Source organism: Pantoea sp. At-9b (genome assembly GCF_000175935.2).
Lineage (GTDB): Bacteria > Pseudomonadota > Gammaproteobacteria > Enterobacterales > Enterobacteriaceae > Pantoea.
The window spans coordinates 2,209,612-2,234,389 of sequence record NC_014837.1 but is presented as its reverse complement, the minus strand read 5'-3'; the positions used below and the strand labels follow the sequence as shown (position 1 = coordinate 2,234,389).

18 protein-coding genes and 1 pseudogene are annotated in these 24,778 nt (G+C 55.4%); 8 read left to right on the top strand and 11 right to left on the bottom strand.

Translation table 11 applies throughout. From position 1 onward, the window contains the following. Positions 1-49 precede the first annotated feature (49 nt). Positions 50-3,946 (top strand): ATP-dependent RNA helicase HrpA, encoded by a 3,897-nt coding sequence (gene hrpA, locus PAT9B_RS10235; RefSeq protein WP_013509191.1) that lies wholly within the window; start codon positions 50-52, stop codon positions 3,944-3,946. 92 nt (positions 3,947-4,038) lie between these two features. Here hrpA and PAT9B_RS10230 read toward each other — a convergent pair whose 3' ends face one another. The 5 genes and pseudogenes from PAT9B_RS10230 to rstA form a co-directional block, all read right to left on the bottom strand. Next, positions 4,039-4,845, bottom strand: coding sequence for a serine protease (locus PAT9B_RS10230; protein WP_013509190.1), 807 nt, complete (start codon positions 4,843-4,845; stop codon positions 4,039-4,041). A 280-nt stretch (positions 4,846-5,125) separates the two neighbouring features. Further along, positions 5,126-5,466: pseudogene (gene asr, locus PAT9B_RS10225) on the bottom strand (acid resistance repetitive basic protein Asr). A 213-nt stretch (positions 5,467-5,679) separates the two neighbouring features. Further along, positions 5,680-7,167 (bottom strand): carboxypeptidase M32, encoded by a 1,488-nt coding sequence (locus tag PAT9B_RS10220; RefSeq protein ID WP_013509188.1) that lies wholly within the window; start codon positions 7,165-7,167, stop codon positions 5,680-5,682. A gap of 14 nt (positions 7,168-7,181) precedes the next feature. Then, on the bottom strand, positions 7,182-8,489 hold the full coding sequence (rstB, locus tag PAT9B_RS10215; RefSeq protein WP_013509187.1) for a two-component system sensor histidine kinase RstB: 1,308 nt from the start codon (positions 8,487-8,489) through the stop codon (positions 7,182-7,184). Continuing rightward, complete coding sequence (gene rstA / locus PAT9B_RS10210) at positions 8,486-9,211, bottom strand: two-component system response regulator RstA (RefSeq protein ID WP_013509186.1); 726 nt, start codon at positions 9,209-9,211, stop codon at positions 8,486-8,488. Before rstA ends, rstB begins: the two co-directional genes overlap by 4 nt. A 176-nt stretch (positions 9,212-9,387) precedes the next feature. On the opposite strand from rstA, the gene PAT9B_RS10205 reads away from it, so the two are divergent. Next, on the top strand, positions 9,388-9,801 hold the full coding sequence (locus tag PAT9B_RS10205; RefSeq protein WP_013509185.1) for a hypothetical protein: 414 nt from the start codon (positions 9,388-9,390) through the stop codon (positions 9,799-9,801). Here PAT9B_RS10205 and PAT9B_RS10200 read toward each other — a convergent pair. Beyond that, complete coding sequence (locus PAT9B_RS10200) at positions 9,798-11,189, bottom strand: basic amino acid/polyamine antiporter (protein WP_041525790.1); 1,392 nt, start codon at positions 11,187-11,189, stop codon at positions 9,798-9,800. The genes PAT9B_RS10205 and PAT9B_RS10200 overlap by 4 nt on opposite strands. Positions 11,190-11,397: 208 nt before the next feature. Next, positions 11,398-12,351, bottom strand: a complete 954-nt coding sequence (gene ydgH, locus PAT9B_RS10195) for a DUF1471 family protein YdgH (RefSeq protein WP_013509183.1) — start codon at positions 12,349-12,351, stop codon at positions 11,398-11,400. 540 nt (positions 12,352-12,891) lie between these two features. On the opposite strand from ydgH, the gene pntA reads away from it, so the two are divergent. Together pntA and pntB are read left to right on the top strand one after the other, a co-directional pair. Further along, positions 12,892-14,424 (top strand): Re/Si-specific NAD(P)(+) transhydrogenase subunit alpha, encoded by a 1,533-nt coding sequence (gene pntA / locus PAT9B_RS10190; RefSeq protein WP_013509182.1) that lies wholly within the window; start codon positions 12,892-12,894, stop codon positions 14,422-14,424. Between the two features lie 11 nt (positions 14,425-14,435). Next, positions 14,436-15,824, top strand: coding sequence for a Re/Si-specific NAD(P)(+) transhydrogenase subunit beta (pntB, locus tag PAT9B_RS10185; protein ID WP_013509181.1), 1,389 nt, complete (start codon positions 14,436-14,438; stop codon positions 15,822-15,824). A gap of 62 nt (positions 15,825-15,886) precedes the next feature. Here the strand turns inward: pntB and uspE are convergent, their stop codons facing one another. Further along, a complete protein-coding gene (uspE, locus tag PAT9B_RS10180; RefSeq protein WP_013509180.1) occupies positions 15,887-16,849 on the bottom strand; it encodes a universal stress protein UspE in 963 nt (320 codons plus the stop codon). A 118-nt stretch (positions 16,850-16,967) separates the two neighbouring features. Next, positions 16,968-17,720, bottom strand: coding sequence for an FNR family transcription factor (locus PAT9B_RS10175; RefSeq protein ID WP_013509179.1), 753 nt, complete (start codon positions 17,718-17,720; stop codon positions 16,968-16,970). A 295-nt stretch (positions 17,721-18,015) separates the two neighbouring features. Here PAT9B_RS10175 and smrA point away from each other — a divergent pair, with 295 nt between their 5' ends. Further along, positions 18,016-18,582 (top strand): DNA endonuclease SmrA, encoded by a 567-nt coding sequence (smrA, locus tag PAT9B_RS10170; protein ID WP_013509178.1) that lies wholly within the window; start codon positions 18,016-18,018, stop codon positions 18,580-18,582. Here smrA and PAT9B_RS10165 read toward each other — a convergent pair. After that, entirely contained in the window at positions 18,579-19,499 is a 921-nt protein-coding gene (locus tag PAT9B_RS10165) for a LysR substrate-binding domain-containing protein (protein ID WP_013509177.1), read from the bottom strand. The genes smrA and PAT9B_RS10165 overlap by 4 nt on opposite strands. A gap of 312 nt (positions 19,500-19,811) precedes the next feature. On the opposite strand from PAT9B_RS10165, the gene PAT9B_RS10160 reads away from it, so the two are divergent. Together PAT9B_RS10160 and PAT9B_RS10155 are read left to right on the top strand one after the other, a co-directional pair. Next, complete coding sequence (locus tag PAT9B_RS10160; RefSeq protein ID WP_013509176.1) at positions 19,812-21,146, top strand: aromatic acid/H+ symport family MFS transporter; 1,335 nt, start codon at positions 19,812-19,814, stop codon at positions 21,144-21,146. An 88-nt stretch (positions 21,147-21,234) separates the two neighbouring features. After that, entirely contained in the window at positions 21,235-22,572 is a 1,338-nt protein-coding gene (locus tag PAT9B_RS10155; RefSeq protein ID WP_013509175.1) for a VOC family protein, read from the top strand. Positions 22,573-22,614: 42 nt separating this feature from the next. Here PAT9B_RS10155 and PAT9B_RS10150 read toward each other — a convergent pair whose 3' ends face one another. Beyond that, on the bottom strand, positions 22,615-23,049 hold the full coding sequence (locus PAT9B_RS10150) for a DoxX family protein (protein ID WP_013509174.1): 435 nt from the start codon (positions 23,047-23,049) through the stop codon (positions 22,615-22,617). A 191-nt stretch (positions 23,050-23,240) separates the two neighbouring features. Here PAT9B_RS10150 and PAT9B_RS10145 point away from each other — a divergent pair, with 191 nt between their 5' ends. After that, a complete protein-coding gene (locus PAT9B_RS10145) occupies positions 23,241-24,758 on the top strand; it encodes a carboxylesterase/lipase family protein (protein ID WP_041525789.1) in 1,518 nt (505 codons plus the stop codon). Positions 24,759-24,778: the final 20 nt, after the last annotated feature.

The window sequence follows — 24,778 nt, the reverse complement described above, 5'->3', positions numbered from 1 at the left end:
GCTATCATGCCGTCCATTAATTCGTTGAATACGCCGGTAATTCACCACTATGTCATCATCTGTTACTTCACCTTTGGCTCCTCTCTGGACGCGTCTTGATAACCTGATGCTACGCGACCGCCAACGGTTACAGCGGCGGCTCCAGGGCGCGACCAAAGTGAAAAATCCTGACGCGCAGCAAGGGATTGCGGCCGAGCTGGACGCTGAGTTCAGCCTCGCCGAGCAGCGTGTGGCGCAGCGCATGGCCGCCACGCCGCGCATTACCTTTCCGGAAAATTTGCCGGTCAGCCAGAAACAGCAGGCGATTGCAGAGGCGATTCGCGATCATCAGGTGGTGATCGTTGCGGGTGAAACCGGTTCGGGGAAAACCACCCAGTTACCGAAGATTTGTCTGGCGCTGGGGCGTGGGGTGAAAGGGCTGATTGGGCATACCCAGCCACGCCGTCTGGCGGCACGAACGGTGGCCAACCGCATCGCCGATGAGCTGGAAACCTCGCTCGGCGGCTGTATCGGCTACAAGGTACGTTTTAATGATCAAGTCAGTGACACCACTCAGGTGAAGCTGATGACGGACGGTATTCTGCTGGCAGAAATCCAGCAGGACCGGTTGCTGCTGCAATATGACACCATCATTATTGATGAAGCGCACGAACGCAGCCTGAACATCGATTTTCTGCTCGGTTATCTGCGCGAGCTGCTGCCGCGCCGTCCTGATTTAAAGGTGATCATCACCTCGGCGACCATCGATCCACAGCGTTTTTCACGCCATTTTCATCACGCGCCGGTGATTGAAGTTTCCGGGCGTACCTTTCCGGTGGAGGTGCGTTATCGCCCCATCGTTGAAGAGGCCGAGGATACCGATCGTGACCAACTTCAGGCGATTTTCGATGCGGTGGATGAACTGGGGCAGGAAAGCCGGGGCGATATCCTGATCTTTATGAGCGGGGAACGCGAAATTCGTGATACCGCCGATGCGCTGATGAAGCGCGATTTGCCCCACACCGAAATTCTGCCGCTGTATGCCCGACTGTCGAATGCAGAGCAGAACCGGGTGTTTCAGTCACACAGTGGACGCCGCATCGTACTGGCGACCAACGTGGCGGAAACCTCACTGACCGTTCCCGGCATTAAGTACGTGATCGATCCCGGTACGGCGCGTATCAGCCGCTACAGCTATCGCACCAAAGTGCAGCGTTTGCCGATTGAGCCGGTTTCCCAGGCATCGGCTAACCAGCGTAAAGGCCGCTGTGGCCGTGTGTCGGAAGGTATCTGTATTCGTCTCTACTCCGAAGACGATTTCCTCAGTCGGCCAGAGTTTACCGATCCGGAAATTCTGCGCACTAACCTCGCGTCGGTTATCTTGCAGATGACCGCGCTCGGCCTCGGCGATATTGCTGCGTTCCCGTTTGTCGAAGCGCCGGATAAACGCAATATCCAGGACGGGGTGCGGCTGCTGGAGGAGTTGGGGGCGATCACCGTCAATGAAGACAGCCACTACAAACTGACGGCGTCAGGACGTCAACTGGCGTTGCTGCCGGTCGATCCCCGTCTGGCACGCATGGTGCTGGAAGCGCAGAAATTTGGTTGTGTGCGCGAAGCGATGATCATCACGGCGGCCTTGTCGATTCAGGACCCGCGTGAGCGTCCGGTGGAGAAACAGCAGGCATCGGACGAGAAACATCGGCGATTTGCTGATAAAGAGTCCGATTTCCTCGCCTTCGTCAATCTGTGGAACTATCTCCAGGAACAACAGAAGGCGCTGTCAGGCAATCAGTTCCGCCGTCAGTGTAAAAGCGATTACCTCAACTATCTGCGCGTGCGCGAATGGCAGGATATCTATACCCAGCTGCGTCAGGTGGTGCGGGAGCAGGGCATGCCGGTCAACAGCGAGCCAGCCCCTTATCGTGAAGTGCACTGCGCGTTGCTGAGTGGTTTGCTCTCCCACATCGGCCAGAAAGATGCTGAAAAACAGGAATTTACTGGTGCGCGGAATGCGCGCTTCTCCATCTTCCCCGGTTCCGGGCTGTTTAAGAAACCGCCCAAATGGACCATGGTGGCTGAGCTGGTTGAGACCAGCCGGTTGTGGGGACGCATTGCGGCACGCATCGATCCGGAGTGGATCGAACCGCTGGCGCAGCATTTACTGAAGCGCAGCTACAGCGAACCGCACTGGGAAAAGGCGCAGGGCGCGGTGATGGCGAGCGAAAAAGTGACGCTGTACGGTTTGCCGATTGTGCAGGCGCGTAAGGTTAACTACGGCCAAATTGATGCGCCATTGAGCCGTGAGCTGTTCATCCGCCATGCGTTAGTCGAGGGCGACTGGCAGAACCGTCACGCTTTTTTCCGCAGCAACCAAAAGCTGCGCAGCGAAGTGGAAGATCTGGAACATAAATCACGACGCCGTGACATCCTCGTTGATGATGAAACCTTGTTTGCTTTCTACGATCGGCGTATCGGCAGCGAGGTGGTTTCCGCCCGGCATTTTGACAGCTGGTGGAAAAAAGCCAGCAAAGATAACCCGGATCTGCTGAGTTTCGACAAACAGATGCTGATCAAAGATGGCGCGGAGAAAGTCAGTCAACTGGATTACCCGAATTTCTGGCATCAGGGCAACCTGAAACTGAAACTCAGTTACCAGTTTGAGCCGGGTGCCGATGCCGACGGGGTGACGGTGCATATTCCGCTGCCGCTGTTAAACCAGGTTGATGACGCGGGATTTGAGTGGCAGATCCCGGGCGTGCGTCGTGAGTTGGTGATTGCGTTGATTAAGTCGTTGCCGAAACCGGTGCGACGCAATCTGGTGCCCGCCCCGAACTATGCCGAGGCGTTCCTCGGTCGCGTCAGCGCGCTGGAGCTGCCGTTGCTGGACGCGCTGGAACGTGAATTCCGCCGCATGACTGGCGTCACCATTGACCGCGAAGCCTGGCAGTGGGATCAGGTGCCCGATCACCTGAAAATGACTTTCCGCGTGGTTGACGAACATAACCGTAAGTTGCAGGAAGGCAAGGACCTGCATCAATTGAAGCTGGCGTTGAAAGGCAAAGTACAGGAAACCCTGTCTAAAGTGGCCGATGACGGGCTGGAACAGAGCGGTCTGCACATCTGGAGCTTCGGTGATTTGCCGCAAAGCTATGAACAGAAGCGTGGCAGTTATCAGGTTAAAGCCTGGCCAGCACTGGTGGACGAAAAAGACAGCGTGGCCATTCGCCTGTTCGACAGTGAGCAGGAGCAACAAAAGATGATGTGGCGCGGTCAGCGCCGCTTGCTGCTGCTGAACATTCCGTCACCGATAAAATATCTGCATGAGAAGCTGCCGAACAAGGCCAAACTCGGTCTGTACTTTAACCCTTATGGCAAAGTGCTGGAGTTGATTGATGACTGCATCGCCTGCGGTGTCGATAAACTGATGGGTGAAGCTGGCGGCCCGGCGTGGCAGCAGGAGAACTTCGAGCAGTTGCGTGACAAAGTGCGGGCTGAGCTGAATGAAACGGTGGTCACCATCGCGAAGCAGGTGGAGCAGATCCTGACCTGCGTATTCAATATCAACAAACGCCTGAAGGGCCGGGTGGATATGTCATTGGCGCTGGCTCTGACGGATATTAAAAATCAGATGAGTGGCCTGGTATATCGAGGTTTCGTGACCGGCAATGGCTGGCAGCGGCTGGCGGATACCTTACGGTATTTGCAGGGCATCGAACGTCGTCTGGAGAAACTGCCGGTCGACCCACACAGCGATCGGGCGCGGATGCTGAAGGTGCAGGCGGTGGAGCAGGCGTGGCAGAGCTGGCGTAACAAGCTGCCGCCGCAGCGTCAGGATGATGAGGAAGTATTGGCGATTCGCTGGATGCTGGAAGAGTTGCGCATCAGCTACTTTGCCCAGCAACTGGGGACACCTTATCCGATTTCGGAAAAGCGCATTGTGCAAACGATGGAGCAGATGGGGTGATGCTCGTAGCGGCGCGATTAATCGCGCCTTTCTGTGCGCGTTGCTGGTAAGACCCGCGCGATAAATCGCGCGGCTACAGGGCTAGCGCAATGTTATTGCGCTAGCGCTTCCAGCTTGTCACGGAACGAGGTGACAGCAATGGCGCGGTTATCGGCACGATAACGATCGGCCGGGGCGGGTGCCGAGCTTTGTACGGCAATCAGCTGCCAGCCATCATCTTTTTTCAATAACAACGGTGAACCACTGTCGCCTGGCAGGGTATCGCATTGATGCGACAGCACCGCACGCTGCGCCCAGCCGGTAATCAAACAATCGCTGTGTGAATACAGCGTATCCAGATGGTCTTCCGGATAACCCGCCTGCGTCACTTTGCGTCCGGTGGCTTTTAACGCATCGGTTAAATCGCCACGCGATCCGTCAAACAGCGGAATCGGGGTGATCGCTGACGGCGGATTGTGCAGAATCACCAAACCGTAATCAAACGGGGCCGCGTCCGGCGGCACGATCCAGCCTTCACCATCTGCTTTTAACTTACGCGCCAGCGATGGTTCCACGCGTGCATCAATGTCATGAATTTCATAGCGCCAGCCTTTGCTGCCCGCCATAAAACGCAACGCCACGGGTTTATCAAACTTACCGGGTGGGGTAAGCAGGCAGTGACCGGCGGTTAACGCCAGATGGGCCGAGATCAGCGTTGCGGTACACAGGTTACCGCTTTCGGTTTCCAGTTGGCCGATAGCGTCCCACGGGGCAGCGCTGACATCGCTGATGGCTTTACGGTGATCCTTGCCAAAGAACAGGGTTTTGATGTCATCAGGACTTGGCCCGTCTTCATCATCGGCATGTGCTGCGAGGTTAAAGCTGAAAATACCAACAAATAACAGGATAGCCAGGCGCATAGTTCTCTCAATGGCGAGAATAAGTAGAGGTTTTTGTCATCACGCTTGAGCGATAACTATAGTCGGTGAGCGGTAAAAAAGGGAGAAATATTGGAATAATCAGCACGCTACAACGACTAAATAAAAAAACTGGCTGCGACAATGCCGCACAGGATCACCACAATCAAAATGATTTCGAAGCGATAGCGACGCACCATATTCCGCTACTCCAGTAAACAAACACCCGGCAGAACCGGGTGTTTTCAATCATTAATGCAAGGTCGGGCGCGCGAAGGCAACCTTATTTAGCGGCTTTTTTGGTCGCTTTTTTGTGGTGCTTTTTAGCAGCCTGAGCTTTCTGTGCAGCAGGTTTGTTACTTTTTTGTGGTGCTTTTTGGCAGCCTGAGCCTTTTGTGCGGCTGGAGCGGCTTTTTTCTTTGCTGCTTTTTTGTGTTTTTTGGCAGCCTGTGCTTTCTGAGCAGCGGCTTTCTTGTGTTTGTGCGTAGTCGCTTTATGTTTAACCGGTGCAGCGGTGGTGGTTGCAGCAGCAGCCGGAGCCGGGGTAGCAGTGGTTTCAGCTGCGAACGCTACAGAAGACAGACCCATAGCAGCGGCGATCACCAGCGCAAATAATTTTTTCATTGCAAATTCCTCGAACTATTTTTTCATGTGTAGCCCACTGCGGGGCCGGTGAAATGACTATATGAAATCGCAGCAGTTCTTTCCGTGAGGGATTGGTATCGGCGTGTAACGGATTGTACAAAGGAAAGGTTGTAGCGGCGCGATTTATCGCGCGGGGTTTTATACGGCGAAAAAGGCGCGATGAATCGCGCCGCTACGAAAACGCCGCGCAGTTTACTCAGCCAGGTAACGTTGTTCAAGATGCTGACGGAAATAGTCAGGATTTAAACCTTCGCCGGTGGCGTTCACCAGTAATTGTTGGGTCGGGAAACGGCTGCCGTGCTGCCAAATGTTTTGTTGCAGCCAGTCAAACACCGGTTGCAGCTCACCCTGTTGAATCAGCTCGCTGACCTGCGGGATCGCACGTTTAACCGCCTGGAACAATTGAGCGGCATACATCGCCCCTAAGGTGTAAGTCGGGAAGTAACCAAAGGCACCGTCCGTCCAGTGAATATCCTGCATACAGCCGTCACGGTAATTACCGCGTGTATCGATACCCAACGACTGCTGCATCTTCTCGTCCCACAGCGCCGGGATGTCGTCGACGTCAATCTCTCCCTCAATCAACGCACGTTCGATTTCGTAACGCAGGATGACATGCGCCGGGTAGCTCAGTTCATCGGCATCGACACGAATAAAACCCGGTTTCACGCGTTGGGTCAGGCGGATAAAGTTTTCGCTACTCAGGGCCGGTTGATCGCCCATCAGGCCAATCACCTGCGGCTGAATATGCTGGAGAAACTCACGGCTGCGTCCGAGTTGCATCTCCATAAACAGGCTCTGCGATTCGTGCATCGCGGTGGAGCGTGCATGGGCGACCGGCTGCCCGCGCCACTGTTGTGGCAGATTCTGCTCATAACGCGCATGGCCGGTTTCGTGAATCACCCCCATCATGGCGCTGAGGAAGTCGTTCTCGTTGTAACGGGTGGTAATGCGCACGTCTTCCGGCACACCGCCACAGAACGGATGGGCGCTGACGTCGAGGCGGCCATGATTAAAATCGAAGCCCAGCGTCGCCATCAGGCTCAGGCCGAGCTGTTTTTGGGCATCAATGGCGAAGGGGCCAACCGGGGCGAGGGTGGTTTGCTGTTGCTGTTTCGCCACCACTTTTTGTAACAGGTCCGGCAGCCAGCTTTTTAAATCACCGAAAGTTTGGTCGAGCTGGGCGCTGGTCATCCCCGGTTCAAACACGTCCAGCAGGGCGTCGTAGCGCGAGACACCGAGCGCATCAGCACGCAGTTGCGCTTCTTCGCGGCTCAGTTTCACCACCTCTTTCAGGTTGGCCGAGAAACCTTGCCAGTCGTTCGCCGGGCGCTGGGTACGCCAGGCATGTTCGCAGCGGGAACCGGCGAGGGACTTGGCTTCGACCAATGAGGCGGGCAGTAAGGTGGCCTGCTGCCAGGCGCGTTGCATTTCCTTCAGGTTTGCCTGCTCTACATCGTTGAGCGATTCCTGCTGCGCCGCAGTAAACAACCCGCCAAGACGCTTATCGGTCAGCAGTTCGTGCATAAACACGCTCAATTCCGCCATCGCTTCACCCCGGGCGCGACTGCCACCGGCAGGCATGGCGGTTTGCATATCAACGCCAGCAATGGCACCTAAATGACCGAAACGAGACAGGCGCAGAAAAGTGCGGCTAAGTTCCTGATAAGCTGAGGACACGGGCAAACTCCTTGTTAAGTTAAGCGCGACGGGACTTCCCGCAAGGGTAAATCAACCGGCCAGCAAAAGCGAACGCTGGCACCGCCCAACGGGCTGCTTTCAATGGTGACGTTGCCTTGCAACGCCAGGGCGATGGAGTGGACAATCGCCAGCCCCAGGCCACAACCCCCGGTGGCGCGATCGCGGCTGGGGTCAAGACGTACAAATGGCTCAAACACACGCTCGCGTTCTTCCTGCGGGATGCCCGGGCCATCATCCTCCACTTGCAGGCAACCGACGCTGCCGTCAAACCACAGGCTGACGCGTAACCGTGACTGGGCGTAGCGCAGCGCATTGTTCACCAGGTTATCCAGCACGCGCTCCATCAAACGGGTGTCGGCGACACCGTAGTTTTCACGCTGTGGGATGTCGAGGTCGATCTGCGCCTGGGGATTGATCGCCTGCACATCTTCAATATGCAGCCGGAGCCATTCGGCGAGATCAAAGGATTTCAAACTGAGATCCACCCGTGGACGATCGAGACGCGCATAGGTCAGCAGTTCTTCAATCAGGCTTTCTAACTGGCCGATATCACGGTTCAGCGCGGCGGATTCGGATTCGCTCAGGTTTTCGCTCATCTCCAACCGATAACGCAGCCGCACCAGCGGGGTACGTAGCTCGTGGGCGATGCCGTCGATCAACTGCTTTTTGCTGGCGACCAGCGTATTGATGTTATCGGCCATTTGGTTGAAGGCCACGCCGAGGCGGAACAGGCTGGAGGTACTGTCGAAATGGGTGCGCACGTCAAGTTCGCCACGCCCGAAGCGCTGCGCTGCTTTCTCCAGCCGCAGCATCTCTTTCCAGTGTGGGCGCATCCAGATAAACACCGGCAACGCCAGCGACATACCGATAAACGCCAGCAAGGCGATATCCAGCAGGCGCATCTGATGCAGATAAAACAGGTAAGGGATCGGCCCAACCGACAACACATAATGGCTGCGCGGGATGTGTTGCAGGAAGGTGTACTGATCATCAAGCGCGACGATTTCACCGGCACGCAGCCGCTTCATATTCAGCTCATCAAGTTCATATTTACTCATTGGCTCGATGTGCAGGTCAAACGAGAGGTTAAGATCGAGGCTACGAATGGTTTTGTTCCAGTCGTGTGGCGGTATCTCGCGCAACTCGCTACGCATCAAAAACAGCGAACTGGCCATCAAATCGTTCATCGACTGGCGTCCGGCACGTTCGGCGGTGAATTTGTACACCAGCCCAACCAGCAGGGTCATCACCAGAAAGCAGACAAACAGCAGCAGATAGAACTGGATAAAGAGCTTTCTCATGCGGAACGGGTATCCCAGGCCTGCGGCGCGAACAGATAACCTTTGTTACGGATGGTTTTGATGCGGAACGGCTCGGTTGCGCTGTCGTAGAGCTTTTTGCGCAGGCGGGAAATTGCCACATCAATGCTGCGATCCATCCCGTCATAGCTGACGCCACGCAGGGTTTGTAACAGCGCATCGCGATTGAGGATCTGTCCGGCGTGGTTCGCCAGCTCCCACAGCAGATCGAAATCGGCAGTCGACAGGGTGATGTTTTCGTCAAACAGCGTCACCTGGCGATTCAGCGCGTCGATAGTCAGCGAACCAAAGCGCAATACTTTTTGCGAGCTTTGTACCGCCGGTGTCATTTCCGGCTGACTGATGTGCGCCTGGCGTAAATGGAGACGCAGGCGCGCCAGCAGCACAGCGGGCGGAGTGGTTTTGAGAATATAGTCGTTGGCACCCATTTCCAGCGCCAGAATGTGGTTCATATCGCTATCGAGCGAAGTCAGCAGCACAATCGGTCCCTGCCAACTGGCGCGCAAATCACGGCACAGCGTCATCCCGTCTTTGCCCGGTAGCATGATATCCAGCATCACCAGGTCGGGATCGGCGGCGGCAATGGTGGCCTCAGCGCGATCGCCGCGCGTTTCCACGATAACGTCAATGTCATGACGTCCAAGGTAGGCGGCAATCAGTTCACCGACTTCCGGTTCATCTTCCACATATACAATCTTGTTCATAATCCACTGCGACTGGTGAGTATGGACAGCAGCATAGCTTTTTCGGCCCTTCAGCTCTATGCCACAGCACGAAATATCCTTTGCTCTCTGGTATCCACACGGTGAAATGTGCCATTATTACCAACGCGTTGTGCGCAAGGTTTGGAACCGTAATGAAAAACAGGAGGAGTGCGAGGGTGTCTGATAAAGAGCTGGCTTCAGCCGGATACAGTGACCGCATCTGCTTCAATTACAGTGATTTCCTTTCCGCCTCGTGTAAAAAGCGCTGGAGCTTCGTGGATGCCATTTATGGTGTGCTGCCAATTTTTGGCATGGTCACCCGTAAATCTGCGCACAGTTTACAGGCCAGCGATGACCATCTGAAAGAATTAGCATTACAAATCATTTCAACTCAGGTCAGTGACGAGATTAACATTGCTCGCCTGATTACCCTTGCTGAACAGCAGCAGATCAGCCGTTTTGATATCCAGTTACCTTATCCGCTGTCGGCGGAGCAGCTTGACGCTATCCATCATGAATACCGTAAGCCGCTCAACCTGACACAGCAGGGGGATTTACTGTGTGTCATCATCCCCGGCAAGCCGCACTAATTCGTTAATTGCCACACGGCAGGCAGAGACGCGGCCATTAACATCGCGATCGCGATACGTTCCAGTTGTGACAGCGTTTTGCTGGCACGGCCACCACGACGCGCGTACAGAAACAACAACACGCCGGGCGCGTAAAGCACCACCGACAGCAGCAGATGTAGCGGGCCGGACGCGTACAGTAGCCAGAGGCCATACAGGCTGGCACCGATGCCGGTCAGCATCAACAGCGGTTTTTGCTGACCGCGCACCACCTTGATCAGATACAAACCCACCAGCAGATAGGGCACGAGGATCATCTCCGACGCGATGGTCAGCAGGGTATTGTAATCCGCGCCGGTGACGGCAATCAGAATCAGACAGACCTGCACGCTACCGTTGGTCAGCCACAGTGACGCTGAAGGGGCGCTGTGACGGTTCTGACCGGCGATACTGCGCGGGAAGGCACCCTGTTGCGCTGCGAGAAACGGCACTTCGGCAGCCATAATGGTCCAGCTCAGATACGCACCGCACACCGAGATAATTAACCCAATGGCAATCACCGCGTCACCCCAGTGGCCGATCAGATGCTGCATCAGGCCCGCCATCGAGGGATTGCGCATCTGCGCCAGTTCAGCACGCGGCACCACACCCAGCGACAGCAGCGTCACCAGCAGATAGACCAGCAGCGCAGCCAGCACCGCCAGCAGCGTGGCGCGTCCAACATCCTTCTTATGCCGGGCGCGTGCCGACACCACCACCGCGCCTTCCACACCGATAAACACCCACAGGGTGATCAACATGGTCTGCTTAACCTGTTCCCACAGCGGTTTGCCGAGGGCCACGCCGCTAAAATCGAGACGAAAGCGATCGAGGTTAAAGGCCAGTACCGCCAGTACCACAAACAGCAGTAACGGCACCAGTTTGCCCAGCGTCGCCAGTAAGTTAATGCTGGCTGCGGTCTGTACCCCACGCAGCACCAGCGCATGGACCAGCCACAACAACACCGAAGCACCCAGCATCGCCTGCCAGGTATTGCCATCGCCAAAGACCGCGTGATCGGGGGTATCGGTGAAAAAGCTCAGGGCCGAAAAGACAATCACCAGATAGGAAACGTTGGCGATCACCGCGCATAGCCAGTAGCCCCAAGCGGAGCAGAAGCCCATCAGCTCGCCAAATCCGGCGCGCGCATAGCTGAAAATGCCGCCATCCAGCTCCGGCTTGAGACGTGTCAGAAACAGCATCGCCAGCGAGAGCAACACAATACCGACGCCGGTGATTAACCAGCCAATCAGCAACGCTGCCGGACCGGCAACCGCCGCCATATTTTGTGGCAGACTAAACACGCCCGCACCCAGCATTGAACTGAGCACCAGCGCGGTAAGCGCACCAAGACCTAATTTTTTATCCAAAACGCCATTCCTGAGTAGCAGAGTCTGCTGGGTAAAAAGCATTCCGCTGGATATTAATGCGACGAATTGCCGCAATGAACATGGAATGCCCTGAAAATCAGGCGGCAGATTCTACGGAGTGCGCTACGGGAAGGCAATGCATGATGATGCACAGATGCTCAGCATTTATGCAAACAGCAGGGCGACGGAGGGTCGCCCTGGCGGGAGATTACTTGAACAGGTCAGCGGTGACGGTGAGGTTACCGCCACTCTGGTTCTGCCACTGGCGGGTCACGTGATAGTACTTCGCCCCTTTATCCGCGGCGCGTTTTGCCACTTCTTCAGAGATTTCTGTCGGTGAACCGAAGTGGCCGGTAAAGGTCACGGTATCAAACGGCTGCATCTGCGCCGCCGTAATGGCGTTCACTTCCTGGATTTTGGTACCGTTTGCCAGGGTGACAGTGTAACGCTGACCGGTAGACGACTGGGTTTCGAAGAAACGGCCTACGTTGCTGCTTGGGGTTTCAGAGGACGCAACGCCAGGGATTTCCACTTTCTTCGCTTCAGCACCACCGGCGGCCAATGCCGCTTTACCCGCTTCAGAGTCAGCCGGGATCAGGTTCGGGCTTTGTACTTTGCGTTCCGGGGCATCGGCCTTGTAGACATAGGCGGTGACGTACTGGTTGCCGCCGTTGTTGGCATCAATCTGACGGATAATAAAGAAGGATGCTGCGCCTTTCTCTTTCGCCGCTTTAGAGATGGCGTCGTTCACGTCCGGCTGGCTGGGGAAGAAACCACTGACGGAAACCGTGTCGAACGGCTCCAGGTGATAGGCTTCTGCTTTCGGCAGGGCTTTAACACCGTTATAGGTCAGGTATTCGGTCTCTTTCGAGGCTTCCGGGGCATCAGCATGGTACAGGTCAGCCGTCACACGCCAGTTACCGCTGTTACCGGTGGCATCGTTGATGCCCTGGATGTAGTAGGAGGCTGCGCCCAATTCATCAGCACGCTTAGAAACGGCGTCAGCAGCATCGCCAATGGCGTTGAAACGGCCGGTGATATTAATACGTTGGAATGGCTTCAACGCGGCCGCTTTTTCCGGCGTCAGTTCCTGCGCAGCAAACGCATTGGCTGCCAGCAGAGATAACAAGGTGGACGCCAGAATGGTGTTCTTCAGCTTCATAAAAATGATCCTTCGCCTTACGCAAAAATGAGTACGAAAACGTGCTGGACTCTTGATGTATAACAGATTAGCCGCTGATTATTGCATGTAATAATCAGCCTGTCTCAGCCAATTTATGCGACCTGGATTGACAATCAACCCGAATTATTCATCTGGCTGTCATCACTCTCTGCTATGGCGTTTTTTTGCGCGTGTTATCACTAAATCTGGTAACACTTAACGCTGTAATAGTTAAAGTATTGTTAAATAAAGGTTTTTAATAATACTAAATTCGACATGACACGATTTTTCTTAGCATATAATTTTTTATTATGGCCGAAATCTAGTGGCAAAACGTGGCAATCAATCTTTGCGTCTGAATATTTGTGTGAATGTCATAAGTATGCATTATCGCTGTGGATCGCTATTCATATTTTCAGTAGGTTATAAAGACTTTGTTACATTGCGCATTTCGCTCATAAGTAGCTGAAACATCGTTTCAGTTGCCTGAGCTTGTGCCGCTTACAGACCCTCATCCTTTAACCGATGAAAGGAAACAGTATGTTAATTGGGATACCCAAAGAGCGGTTAGCTAACGAATCGCGCGTGGCCGCCACGCCGAAAACCGTTGAGCAACTGATCAAGCTGGGATTCAGCGTAACCATCGAGCAGGGCGCAGGTATCCGTGCCAGCTTTGATGATGAAAGTTTTGTTGCCGCAGGCGCGACCATCAGCCACACCGACGAGGTGTGGCAGTCAGATATCGTGTTGAAAGTTAATGCACCTGATGATGATGAAATTGCCCTGACACGCGCGGGGAGTACGCTGGTGAGCTTTATCTGGCCAGCGCAGAACCCGGCGTTGCTGGAGAAACTCGCGGCACGCAACGTCACGGTGATGGCGATGGATTCCGTACCGCGTATTTCCCGTGCTCAGGCGCTGGATGCGCTCAGCTCCATGGCGAATATTGCGGGCTATCGTGCCATCGTTGAAGCCGCCCATGAATTTGGCCGCTTCTTTACCGGTCAAATCACTGCCGCAGGTAAAGTGCCACCGGCCAAAGTGATGGTGATCGGTGCGGGTGTGGCCGGTCTGGCGGCGATCGGTGCGGCAGGTAGCCTTGGCGCTATCGTGCGTGCCTTCGATACCCGTCCGGAAGTGAAGGAGCAGGTGCAGAGTATGGGCGCCGAGTTCCTCGAGCTGGACTTCGAGGAAGAAGCAGGCAGCGGCGACGGTTACGCCAAAGTGATGTCAGAAGCCTTTATTAAGGCGGAGATGGAGCTGTTTGCCAATCAGGCCAAAGAGGTGGACATCATCGTCACCACGGCGCTGATCCCGGGCCGCCCGGCACCGAAACTGATCACCAAAGAGATGGTGGCCAGTATGAAACCGGGTAGCGTGATTGTCGATCTGGCGGCACAAACCGGTGGTAACTGTGAATTGACGGTGGCCGATCAGGTCACGCTGACCGACAACGGCGTGAAGATCATCGGCTATACCGATCTGCCGAGCCGTCTGCCGACCCAGTCTTCCCAGTTGTACGGCACCAACCTGGTGAACCTGCTGAAGCTGCTGTGCAAAGAAAAAGACGGGCAAATCGCCGTTGATTTCGAAGACGTCGTCATTCGTGGCGTGACGGTGATCCGTGACGGCGAAGTGACCTGGCCGGCTCCGCCGATTCAGGTTTCCGCTGCGCCGAAAGCGGCTCCCGCTGCGGTCGCACCCAAAGAGAAAGTTGCCGCAGAACCGGCCTCGCCGTGGCGCAAGCTGGTACTGCTGGCGTTGGCGGTGGTGCTGTTCGGCTGCCTCGCCAATGTGGCACCGCCGGAGTTCCTGTCGCACTTTACCGTGTTCGCGCTGGCCTGCGTGGTGGGTTACTACGTGGTGTGGAACGTCAGCCACGCGCTGCACACGCCGTTGATGTCAGTCACCAATGCGATTTCCGGCATTATCGTGGTCGGTGCGGTATTGCAGATGGGGCACGGTGGTTGGGTCACGCTGCTGGCGTTTGTTGCGGTGCTGATCGCCAGTATCAACATCTTTGGTGGCTTTACCGTCACCCAGCGCATGCTGAAAATGTTTCGTAAGAATTAAGGGGTAACAACATGTCTGGCGGATTAGTCACTGCAGCATACATTGTTGCCGCGATTCTGTTTATTTTCAGCCTTGCCGGTCTCTCGAAACACGAGACATCAAAGCAGGGTAACATTTTTGGTATGAGCGGGATGGCTATCGCGCTGCTCGCCACTATCTTCGGCCCCAACAGCGGCAACGTTGCGTGGATCCTGCTGGCGATGGTAATCGGTGGTGCGATTGGCATGCGTCTGGCGAAGAAAGTTGAGATGACCGAGATGCCGGAGCTGGTGGCGATTCTGCACAGCTTCGTTGGTCTGGCGGCGGTACTGGTGGGCTTCAACAGCTACCTCGACCACGCGCCGGGTCTGGCGGCGGTGATGGAAAACATCCATCTGACCGAAGTGTTCCTCGGCATCTTTATCGGTGCGGTGACCTTCACCGGTTCAATCGTCGCCTTTGGTAAGCTGCGCGGTAAGATCTCATCGCGTCCGCTGATGCTGCCTCACCGTCACAAGCTGAACCTGCTGGCGCTGGTGGTGTCGTTCCTGCTGTTGGTGTGGTTTGTTCGCACCGAAAGCACCGGCGCACAGGTGTTTGCGCTGTTGCTGATGACCGTGATTGCCCTGGCGTTTGGCTGGCATCTGGTGGCGTCTATTGGTGGTGCCGATATGCCAGTGGTCGTGTCAATGCTCAACTCCTACTCGGGTTGGGCAGCCGCTGCCGCCGGTTTTATGCTGAGCAACGATTTGCTGATCGTCACTGGTGCGCTGGTGGGGTCGAGCGGTGCCATCCTGTCGTACATTATGTGTAAGGCGATGAACCGCTCATTTATCAGCGTGATTGCCGGTGGTTTTGGTACTGACACCAGCGTCGGTGGTGAAAGCGAAGAAGCCGGTGAACACCGTGAAATCAACGCAGAAGAAACCGCTGAGCTGCTGAAAGCGTCATCTTCGGTGATCATCACCCCGGGCTACGGCATGGCGGTGGCACAGGCGCAGTATCCGGTGGCGGAAATCACCGAGAAACTGCGGGCGCGCGGCATCAAGGTTCGTTTCGGTATCCACCCGGTGGCGGGGCGTCTGCCTGGTCATATGAACGTGCTGCTGGCGGAAGCGAAAGTGCCTTACGACGTGGTGCTGGAGATGGATGAAATCAATGATGATTTCAGCGATACCGACACCGTGCTGGTGATTGGCGCGAACGACACCGTCAACCCGGCCGCGCAGGAAGATCCGCGCAGCCCGATTGCGGGCATGCCGGTGCTGGAAGTGTGGAAAGCACAGAACGTTATCGTGTTTAAGCGTTCAATGAATACCGGCTACGCCGGGGTGCAGAACCCGCTGTTCTTCAAAGACAACACTCAGATGTTGTTTGGTGATGCGAAGGCCAGCGTAGAAGGCATTCTGCGCGCGTTATAAAACAAAAAGGGCGACATCTTGTCGCCCTTCATTATCCGTAACGGCGCGATTTATTGCGCACCTTAGTCGTCGTCATCCTCTTCGTCATCATCATCGAGTTCGATCGGCGATTTAAAGTCATCCGGTTTGATGGCCAGCAGATCGCAGCGCAGATGATCAATCACCTGTTCCGCCGTATTACCCAGAAACGCCGCTGACAATCCGGTGCGTCCGATGGTGCCAAGCACCACGATACCGGCACTGAGATGGCTGGCGATGTCCGGGATCACCTCTTCCGGTAAACCTTTCGCTACGTGGGTAAACTCTTCGCTGATCGAGAATTTCTGTCGCAGCGCTTTCATCGCCACCAGATGCTGACCGCGAATCGCGTCGTTATACACGCTGGGGTCAAAATCCGGCAGTTCGATAGCAATATTGATTGGGGTAATCGGATAAGCCCCCACCAGATGCACTTCGGTATGGTTAACCATGTCAGCCAGCTGCGTGGTTTCGCGGATCAGCTTTTGATTGAGGGCATCATGATGCGGTTCTTCACTGGCGAGATTGACCGCCACCAGCGCTTTGCCACCTTCCGGCCACGGCTGGTCTTTCACCATCCACACCGGGCAAGGGCACTTTCGCAGCAGATGCCAGTCGGTAGGGGTGAAAATCACCGCTTCCAGGCGGTCGTGCTGGTGCGCCATCTTCAGTACCAAATCGTGATGATGGGTCATCACCTCATGGATAATCGCTTCGTAAGGGCGGTTGTGCCAGATCACCTTGATCTCGATATCAACGCCAGCCTCCAGATACGCGTGGGCCTGCTCACGGATCCATTCGGTACGCTGGCTGATCACGCCTTTACGCATATTGGCGCGCTCATCCGGCGACAGCAGGGTGGTCATTTCATACGAGAAATCGTAGATAGGCAGGAAAGCTTTGATTTTTCCGCCGATACGTTGATTGAGATAAACCGCACGCCGCAGCGCGGGCTGATCATCCTGTTGTGCGTCAATCGCGACCAGAATATTTTGGTACCGGGACATAGGCAATCTCCTCAAAACCAAAGCAAGTTGGGTTAAAGATAGCCTAAGTTATGACAGTGCAGAAAGGAAAAAGTTGTTGCCGGATCAATAAAATAACAATTATTGATCCGGCTGAGTATCAGGCGGCTTGCTCAGTCTGACCAGCGAGTTCTGCCAACATTGCGTGGTTTTCGATAGTGATATATTTGCCTTTTACTGCCAGCATGCCACTTTTCTGGAAACGTCCGAGTAAACGACTGATGGTTTCTACGGTTAGTCCCAAATAGTTACCAATGTCGCCACGGGTCATGGTTAAGCGAAACTCACGCTGGGAGAAACCGCGCTGACCAAAACGGCGAGACAGGTTCCAGATGAAGGCGGCGAGGCGTTCCTCGGCATTCTTTTTCGACAGCAACAGGATCATGTCCTGGTCGCCTTTGATCTCGCCACTCATCAGGCGCATCATCTGCTGGCGCAGCGCGGGCATTTTACCGGACAAGTCATCCAGGGTTTCAAACGGGATCTCGCACACCATCGCCGTTTCCAGGGCCTGGGCAAAGCTGGGATGATGGGCGCTGACAATGGCGTCAAAACCCACCAAATCACCGGCCAGATGGAAACCGGTAATTTGCTCGTCACCCTGTTCAGTGATGGTGTAGCTTTTGATGGTGCCAGAGCGAATGGCGTACAGCGATTTCAATTCATCACCGGCTTTGAACAGCGTTTGGCCTTTCTGAATCGGCTTTTTGCGTTCGATAATATTATCCAGTTGATCCAGTTCGTGTTCGTTCAGCGTGAAGGGAATACACAACTGGCTGATACTGCAATCCTGGCAATGGATGGCACAACCGCCAGACTGAATACGTCGAATGCTGCGTTTTTCCGGGATCATAATATGTACGCTCGATGATTATTGACTGCCGTCAATTTTAACATTTTTTCATGTAAAGGGCACTCATCCGAGGTGTAATAATCCTCAAAAAAAGTGTGGCCGACGCAAAAATAGTTGATCACCGCTCATGCCGCTATTTGCGGATAATTTCTACAACTGAAATATTGATCTGGAACGTTTTGTTGACACTCAGGCCGCGTGGCACGCCGAAATTCTGCTGCGCAACGTGACAGATGTGATGCCAGAAAGCATTTGCTAAGCTTGCAACGCTGAAATTGTATTGTGAGAGAAAACCATGAACCTCGACGATGATGACCTTTTCCGGGATGCCATGGGTGATGTGACACCGTTGAAAGATTGCGCGAATACCCAATGGCTGCGTGCTCCCTCGACGACCGCGCCACGCGCACTGCAACGCAATGATGCAGAAGAAAACTTTTTGACGCGTGGCTTTCTGGAGATTATTCCGTTGGCGACGCCGCTGGAGTACAAAGCGGACGGTATCCAACAGGGGGTGCTGGACAAATTACGCCAGGGGAAATATCCGCTGGATGCCAGCCTCAATTTGCTGCGCCAGCCGGTGGAAAGCTGCCGTCAGTCACTGTTCAGCTTTATGATGCAGGGCCGCAAACTGGGGCTGCGCAATCTGCTGATCATTCATGGTAAGGGGCGTAATGACGAGTCGCACGCCAACATTGTGCGCAGCTATGTCGCACGCTGGCTGCAACAATTCGATGAGGTGCAAACCTTTTGTGTGGCGCAGCCCCAGCATGGCGGTGCCGGGGCGTTATACGTTGGCTTGCGTAAAACCGCGCAGGCACGGCTGGATAACCGCGAGCGGCATGCCAAGCACAGCCGTTAGCTGTGGAACTTGCGGATCGTCGCCATTAACACCTCCGCGCTCAGGCTCAGGGTATTGCCGGTACGGGTGATAATACCGACCGGCTCGCCCGGACCGGCTGATGAGATGGGCAGGGCGCACAACGCGTTATGGCTCAAATCCTCTTTAATGGCACCCGAAGGCACAAACCACACGTAGTCGTAGCGTAACGCCAACTGGCGAGCCAGTGAGGTTGAAGAGGTTTCGACGCAGTTGGCGGGTAGCGTACAATCCTGATCATCTAACATCTGTTGCGCGATGCGGCGTGGTGCCGTGCCTTCCGGGGAGATGACCACCGGCCATTGCATTGCACGTGATAACGTGACGTTGTCACTTAGTAGCGGGTGTTCCGGGCGCACCACCAACTTTAATGATTCCAGAAACAACAACTCGTAAGTCAGGCCCGCCATCATTTCGCTGTCGGCCATCCGTCCGATACCAATGTCGAATTCACCCGCCCGCAACCCCGCTAATAGCACGTTGTTATGCAGCGTCGCGACCTGGACGGTGGTATTCGGCTGTTGCTGATGAAAACGGTCTAAAATTTGTGGCAGCATCCCCATCGCGGCGGTGGTCAGCGCGCCAAGACGGATCACCATCGGGCGTCCAGGTAATGGCGAGTTGAAACTCTGTCCGGCATGATTGAGGGCATCCAGCACTTTTATCGCATGGGTCAGGAATTGTTCACCCAGCGTGGTGAGTTGCGCACCGAGACGACCACGCTCAAACAAACGTGCTCCGGCCAGCTCCTCCAGTTCGTTAAGGGTTTTCGATAGCGCAGGCTGGCTCAGGCTCAGCGTTTCTGCGGCGCGCCCAAGGGTGCCTTGCTGCGCAACGGCAACAAAGGTATGTAGATGGCGCAAGCGAATGCGCTGATTGAAAAGAATATTTTTGTCCATAACCTCACACTTAATGAGATCTCCGGGTTGCAGGCAACTGGCAAAACGAAATTTTGTTAACTTACCTGCAAAATTATATTAACAATATTAGCTTGCTATTTGGCAAACGCATAAGCTGCTGTTATCACAATAAATCCCGAATATTCATCTGGTTGAGTGGTTGCCAGCTTCTGAAATTTCAGAGGGTTAAGAGGGCAAATCCTGAATAATTCTCAGTTACATCCAAAAATCCTGCCCGTTATTGTTAACAATGAGCTATCATAAGCGCCGTTTTTTTTACCAAAACTGATGTTTAAAAGCAGGAGTTCGGCCGTGACCAGCGTTGAAGCAGTAGATGTACGCCAGCTGATTAATCAGAGCGCGCTGAGCAGCTGGCAAAAGCGCTTAATTGCGCTCTGTTTCATTGTGGTAGCACTGGACGGCATGGACATTGCGCTGATGGGGTTTATCGCGCCAACGCTGCGCGCGGCCTGGGGTGTCAGCAATCATCAACTCGGTATGGTGATCAGTGCGGCCTTGATTGGACTGGCGCTGGGCGCGGTGTTCGCCGGGCCGCTGGCGGATCGCTATGGCCGTCGCGTGATGATCCTGCTTAGCGTCCTGTTCTTTGGCTTGTGGACGCTGGCCACGGCGATGGCGCAAAACATCGAACAGATGATGTTGTTCCGTTTCCTCACCGGGCTGGGATTAGGTGCAGCGATGCCGAACGTCGGCACCCTGGTGGCGGAATATGCGCCGGAACGCCGCCGCTCTTTCATTATTACTGTGGTGTTCTGCGGTTTTACCTTTGGCGCGGCCTCCGGTGGTTTTGCCGCTTCCTGGTTACTGCCGCGTTATGACTGGCATTCGGTGATGTTGTTGGGGGGAATGCTACCGCTGGTGGTATTGCCTTTTCTGCTGCGCGGCCTGCCTGAATCGGTACGTTTTCTCATCAGCCGCCAGGCACCGGCGGCACGTATCCACGCCATTCTCGACCGCATGTTGCCGGGTGCGGTGCAGGCCAACAGCCATTTCCACAGCGTTGAACCCACCACCGTGCGTGCTGGCGCGATTGCCACCGTCCTCTCACGCCGTTATTTGTTTGGCAGCCTGATGCTATGGGGCGGTTACTTTATGGCGCTGTTCCTGGTCTACCTGGTCGGTAGCTGGTTGCCATCGCTGGTCCGTACCCTTGGCATGTCAGTGACCGCAGCCGCGATCATCACTGCGATGTATCAGGCGGGAGGTACCCTCGGCTCGCTGTTTACCGGTTGGCTGATGGACCGTGTTAACGCAAACCTGGCGCTGGCGGTGATCTACTTCTGTGGCGGCATCGCCATTGTCGGCATGGGTTTCTCTCCGGCGCGGGTTGACCTGATGAGCGCCATCGCCTTTTGTAGCGGTTTTTGTTTTAACGGTGCCAACACCGGAATGAATGCGCTCTCCGCCAGCTATTATCCTACGCATGCCCGCGCGACGGGTTCCAGTTGGATGCATGGCGTGGGGCGGGTCGGGGCGATCCTCAGTGCCTTTATCGGCGCGGAGCTGCTTTCCCTCGGCTGGTCATTCAGCCATATCTTCCTGATGCTGGCACTGCCAGCGGTGCTGACCACCGTGATGCTGTTGCTGAAATGTCGCTTTGGTGATCCGCGAGCGGCGGGCGAGTGACAGCGCGATCACACTTCGAGGAAATTGTTACCCGGCGCTAAAGGGTTGATCTACATTAGCATCACCCCCTTAGCCCAAGGTGATGACGATGGACAATTTCCTCACCAGCGATGCTATCCGCACGCTGTTTTCCCAGGCCATGTCGGCGATGTATCAGCAGGAAGTGCCACAGTACGGTGTGCTGACCCAACTGGTCAGCGCCGTGAATGAACGCGTGCTGGAAGCCAATCCTGATCTGAAAAACCGCCTGGCGGCGGCGGATGAACTAGGCCGCCTGAGTGTCGAGCGTCACGGCGCGATTCGCGTGGGCACCGCAGCAGAGTTAAGTATGTTGCGCCAGATGTTTGCGGTGATGGGTATGTATCCGGTGGGGTACTACGACTTGTCACAGGCTGGTGTGCCCGTTCATTCCACCGCGTTTCGACCGGTGAGTGACAGCGCACTGCGACGTAACCCGTTCCGCGTATTCACCTCGCTGTTGCGGCTGGAGTTAATCAATGATGAGACATTGCGGGCGAAAGCAGCGGCCATTCTGGCTGAGCGCGATATCTTTACGCCACGCTGCCGGGCGTTGATTGCACAACATCAGCAGCAGGGCGGTCTTAACGCGGCGGACGCCGCGCAGTTTGTTAAAGAAGCGCTGGAAACTTTCCGCTGGCACGCCAATACCACGGTCGACAGCGCCACCTACCTGGCGCTCAGTCATCAGCATCGGCTGATTGCGGATGTCGTCTGCTTCCGTGGTTGTCATATCAATCACCTGACACCGCGCACGCTGGATATTGACCGGGTGCAGGCGCTGATGCCCACGCGCGGCATCGATCCCAAAACCCTGATTGAAGGCCCACCGCAACGCCAGGTGCCGATCCTGCTGCGCCAGACCAGTTTTAAAGCGCTGGAAGAGCCGGTGCATTTCCGCGATGGTTTTCAGGGCACCCATACCGCCCGCTTTGGCGAAATCGAACAGCGCGGCGTGGCGCTCACGCCGAAAGGACGCGCGCTGTACGATAAATTGCTGGCAGAGGCGGGCACCGGTAAGGACAACCAGCAGCATCAGCAACATCTGGCGGAGGTGTTTCGCGCCTTTCCTGACGATGAACTCAGCCTGCGGCGTGAGCAACTGGCGTGGTTCAGCTATCGGCTCACCGACAAGGGTATCCAGTCACCGCCTAATGCTGAAGAGAGTATGGAGCAGTTGATGGCCGAAGGTCGCCTGGTGGCAGAACCGATCACCTACGAGGATTTTTTGCCGGTGAGCGCGGCGGGCATTTTCCAGTCCAATCTGGGCGATACCGCCCAGGTTCGCGGAGCCGGTCATGCCAGCCGGACGGCGTTCGAAACGGCGCTGGGCGCGGTGGTACAGGATGAGATGGCGTTGTATCAGCAGATGCAACAGCGCAGTCTGGCACGTTGCGGTTTGGCCTGAGGTAAAAAGCCGGTCTGCCGCTGGCAGACCGGCTGGCTTTTATTATTGCAGGCGCGGATTACGCACCAGCGTATATTTCCCGGCACCCAAAAACATAATGGCGAGTGCACCAAGCGTGTAAAGGGCTTCCGTCTCCAGGGACCACGCACCCACATCCGTCAGATGCCAGACAACACCCATTTTTACCAATAGCGTGGCGACAATCATGTTGATCACAATAATGAACGCCGCAGGACGCGTCATTAAGCCAACGATCATCATAACGGGTGCCAAAATTTCCCCGATGTAAGCACCGTAAGCGATGAAACCGGGCATGCCTCTGACGGTGAGCAGATGCTCAATCCACGCCACACCGTGGACCACTTTAAATTCGCCGTGAAACAACAGCAAACCGCCAAATGTCAGGCGGAGCAGCAGCTTAGCGAAATCCGGGTGATCACACATCCGGGTAAACAGTTGGTTAATTCCACCAAACATCGCGCTTCTCCGTCTCGCCAGGTTAACGTGTAACCTTAATGTAGACGGGCAAACGTTTACCAGCCAAAAAATTTGAACGAGATGTTCAGCTTTTCGCGTGATATTTCGGCTTTATCTGCAAATTCCTGAGCGACATGGACATTCGCCCCGGTCCTGCAAATAATAGAGAGATGATGATCAGGGAAGCCGAAATGAAAAACCAACGACGTCTGAGGATCGTGACTGCGGAAGGAGAACTCAGAGGCTCAATGGATGATGAGCTGTTTGTCTTCAAAGGCATACCCTATGCGGCGCCACCCGTGGGCGCATTGCGTTGGCGACCACCACAGGCGCTGCAACCCTGGCAGGGCGAACGTGACGCTACGGCATGGGGGCCAGCCAGCTGGCAAAATCGGGACTATTGTCTGCTTGCCGGTGGCGGTGATCCCGGTCATTTCAGCGAAGATTGTCTCTATCTCAATGTCTGGACGCCAGATATTGAACCGTCACGTCCGCTGCCGGTCATGGTTTGGCTGCACGGAGGGGGATTCAGCATCGGCGCAGGCAGTCTGGACCCTTATCGCGGCAAAGCGCTGGCGGCGCAAGGCGTGGTGGTGGTAACGATCAACTACCGGCTCGGCCATTTTGGCTTTTTTGCGCATCCGGTGCTGGATGCGGAATATGCTGCGGGCAACGTGGTGAACAATTTTGCGCTACTCGATCAGATCGCGGCGCTGCAATGGGTACAACGTAATATCCCGGCATTTGGCGGCGATCGGCGCAATATCACGCTGTTTGGCGAATCGTCTGGTGCGCGTAGCGTGCTGTCGCTGTGCTGCTCTCCGCTGGCGGAAGGTTTATTTCACAAAGGGATTGTCCAGAGTGCCTACAGCCTGCCCGATACCCCACGCGCGGAAGCGCAGCAGGTGGGGTTACAGGTGGCTGCGCATTTTGGCCTGGCGGCGGATGCCAGCGCCAGCCAGCTACGCGCGTTACCGGCGGAGGCGTTCTGGCCGCTGCAACGTCCGCTGGCACTCGGTCCGGTGCCTGTCAGCGGCGATATCGTCCTGCCAGACCCGATGCTGGCAACCTTTATGGCGGGCAAACAGCATCGGGTTCCCTTAATGATTGGCAGCAACAGCGATGAGGCCAGCGTGCTCGATTTTTTTGGCGTCGATGCCACGCAGGTGCTGCAACAGTTGCGGCGCAAAAATCGCCTCAGTTATCAACTGATCAAATGGATCTACGACATTCACGACGATGCCGTGCTGGGCCGCGCGGTGGCGCGCGATATGGCCTTCTCAGTGATGCCGTTATTGATTGTCAAAGCGCAACACAATATCGGCATGCCCGGCTGGCGCTACTGGTTTGATTACGTGTCTGAACAGGCGCGCGATCTCTATCCGCACGGTGCCTGGCACGGCAACGAAATCCCCTACGTCTTCAATACGTTAGAGTCGCAAGCGTTACCTGCGGGTCGGGGTTATAGCGCCGCGGATTACGCGATGGCGGCGCAGATAAGCACCCTGTGGGTGACCTTTGCCCGTGATGCGACGGAATTCAGCTATCAACTGCACGGGGAGATTGACTGGCCAGTGTGGCGTGCGGATAACGATATCACCCTGATGTTTGGCGGTGACGCGGAAAAACCGCTCCGCTTGCAGCCGCGTTTTATGCGCGGACGGTTACGTTTGTTCCGCCTGATGATGCGCAGCATGGTGAAACTTTAGTTCACTGGCTAATGGTTAAA

Bases quoted from the DNA above. Each gene is read 5' to 3' on its own strand.
- hrpA (WP_013509191.1), top strand. From the start codon at position 50: ATGTCATCATCTGTTACTTCACCTTTGGCTCCTCTCTGGACGCGTCTT.
- PAT9B_RS10230 (WP_013509190.1), bottom strand. From the start codon at position 4,845: ATGCGCCTGGCTATCCTGTTATTTGTTGGTATTTTCAGCTTTAACCTC.
- rstB (WP_013509187.1), bottom strand. From the start codon at position 8,489: ATGAGAAAGCTCTTTATCCAGTTCTATCTGCTGCTGTTTGTCTGCTTT.
- rstA (WP_013509186.1), bottom strand. From the start codon at position 9,211: ATGAACAAGATTGTATATGTGGAAGATGAACCGGAAGTCGGTGAACTG.
- ydgH (WP_013509183.1), bottom strand. From the start codon at position 12,351: ATGAAGCTGAAGAACACCATTCTGGCGTCCACCTTGTTATCTCTGCTG.
- pntA (WP_013509182.1), top strand. From the start codon at position 12,892: ATGTTAATTGGGATACCCAAAGAGCGGTTAGCTAACGAATCGCGCGTG.
- pntB (WP_013509181.1), top strand. From the start codon at position 14,436: ATGTCTGGCGGATTAGTCACTGCAGCATACATTGTTGCCGCGATTCTG.
- uspE (WP_013509180.1), bottom strand. From the start codon at position 16,849: ATGTCCCGGTACCAAAATATTCTGGTCGCGATTGACGCACAACAGGAT.
- PAT9B_RS10175 (WP_013509179.1), bottom strand. From the start codon at position 17,720: ATGATCCCGGAAAAACGCAGCATTCGACGTATTCAGTCTGGCGGTTGT.
- smrA (WP_013509178.1), top strand. From the start codon at position 18,016: ATGAACCTCGACGATGATGACCTTTTCCGGGATGCCATGGGTGATGTG.
- PAT9B_RS10165 (WP_013509177.1), bottom strand. From the start codon at position 19,499: ATGGACAAAAATATTCTTTTCAATCAGCGCATTCGCTTGCGCCATCTA.
- PAT9B_RS10155 (WP_013509175.1), top strand. From the start codon at position 21,235: ATGGACAATTTCCTCACCAGCGATGCTATCCGCACGCTGTTTTCCCAG.
- PAT9B_RS10150 (WP_013509174.1), bottom strand. From the start codon at position 23,049: ATGTTTGGTGGAATTAACCAACTGTTTACCCGGATGTGTGATCACCCG.
- PAT9B_RS10145 (WP_041525789.1), top strand. From the start codon at position 23,241: ATGAAAAACCAACGACGTCTGAGGATCGTGACTGCGGAAGGAGAACTC.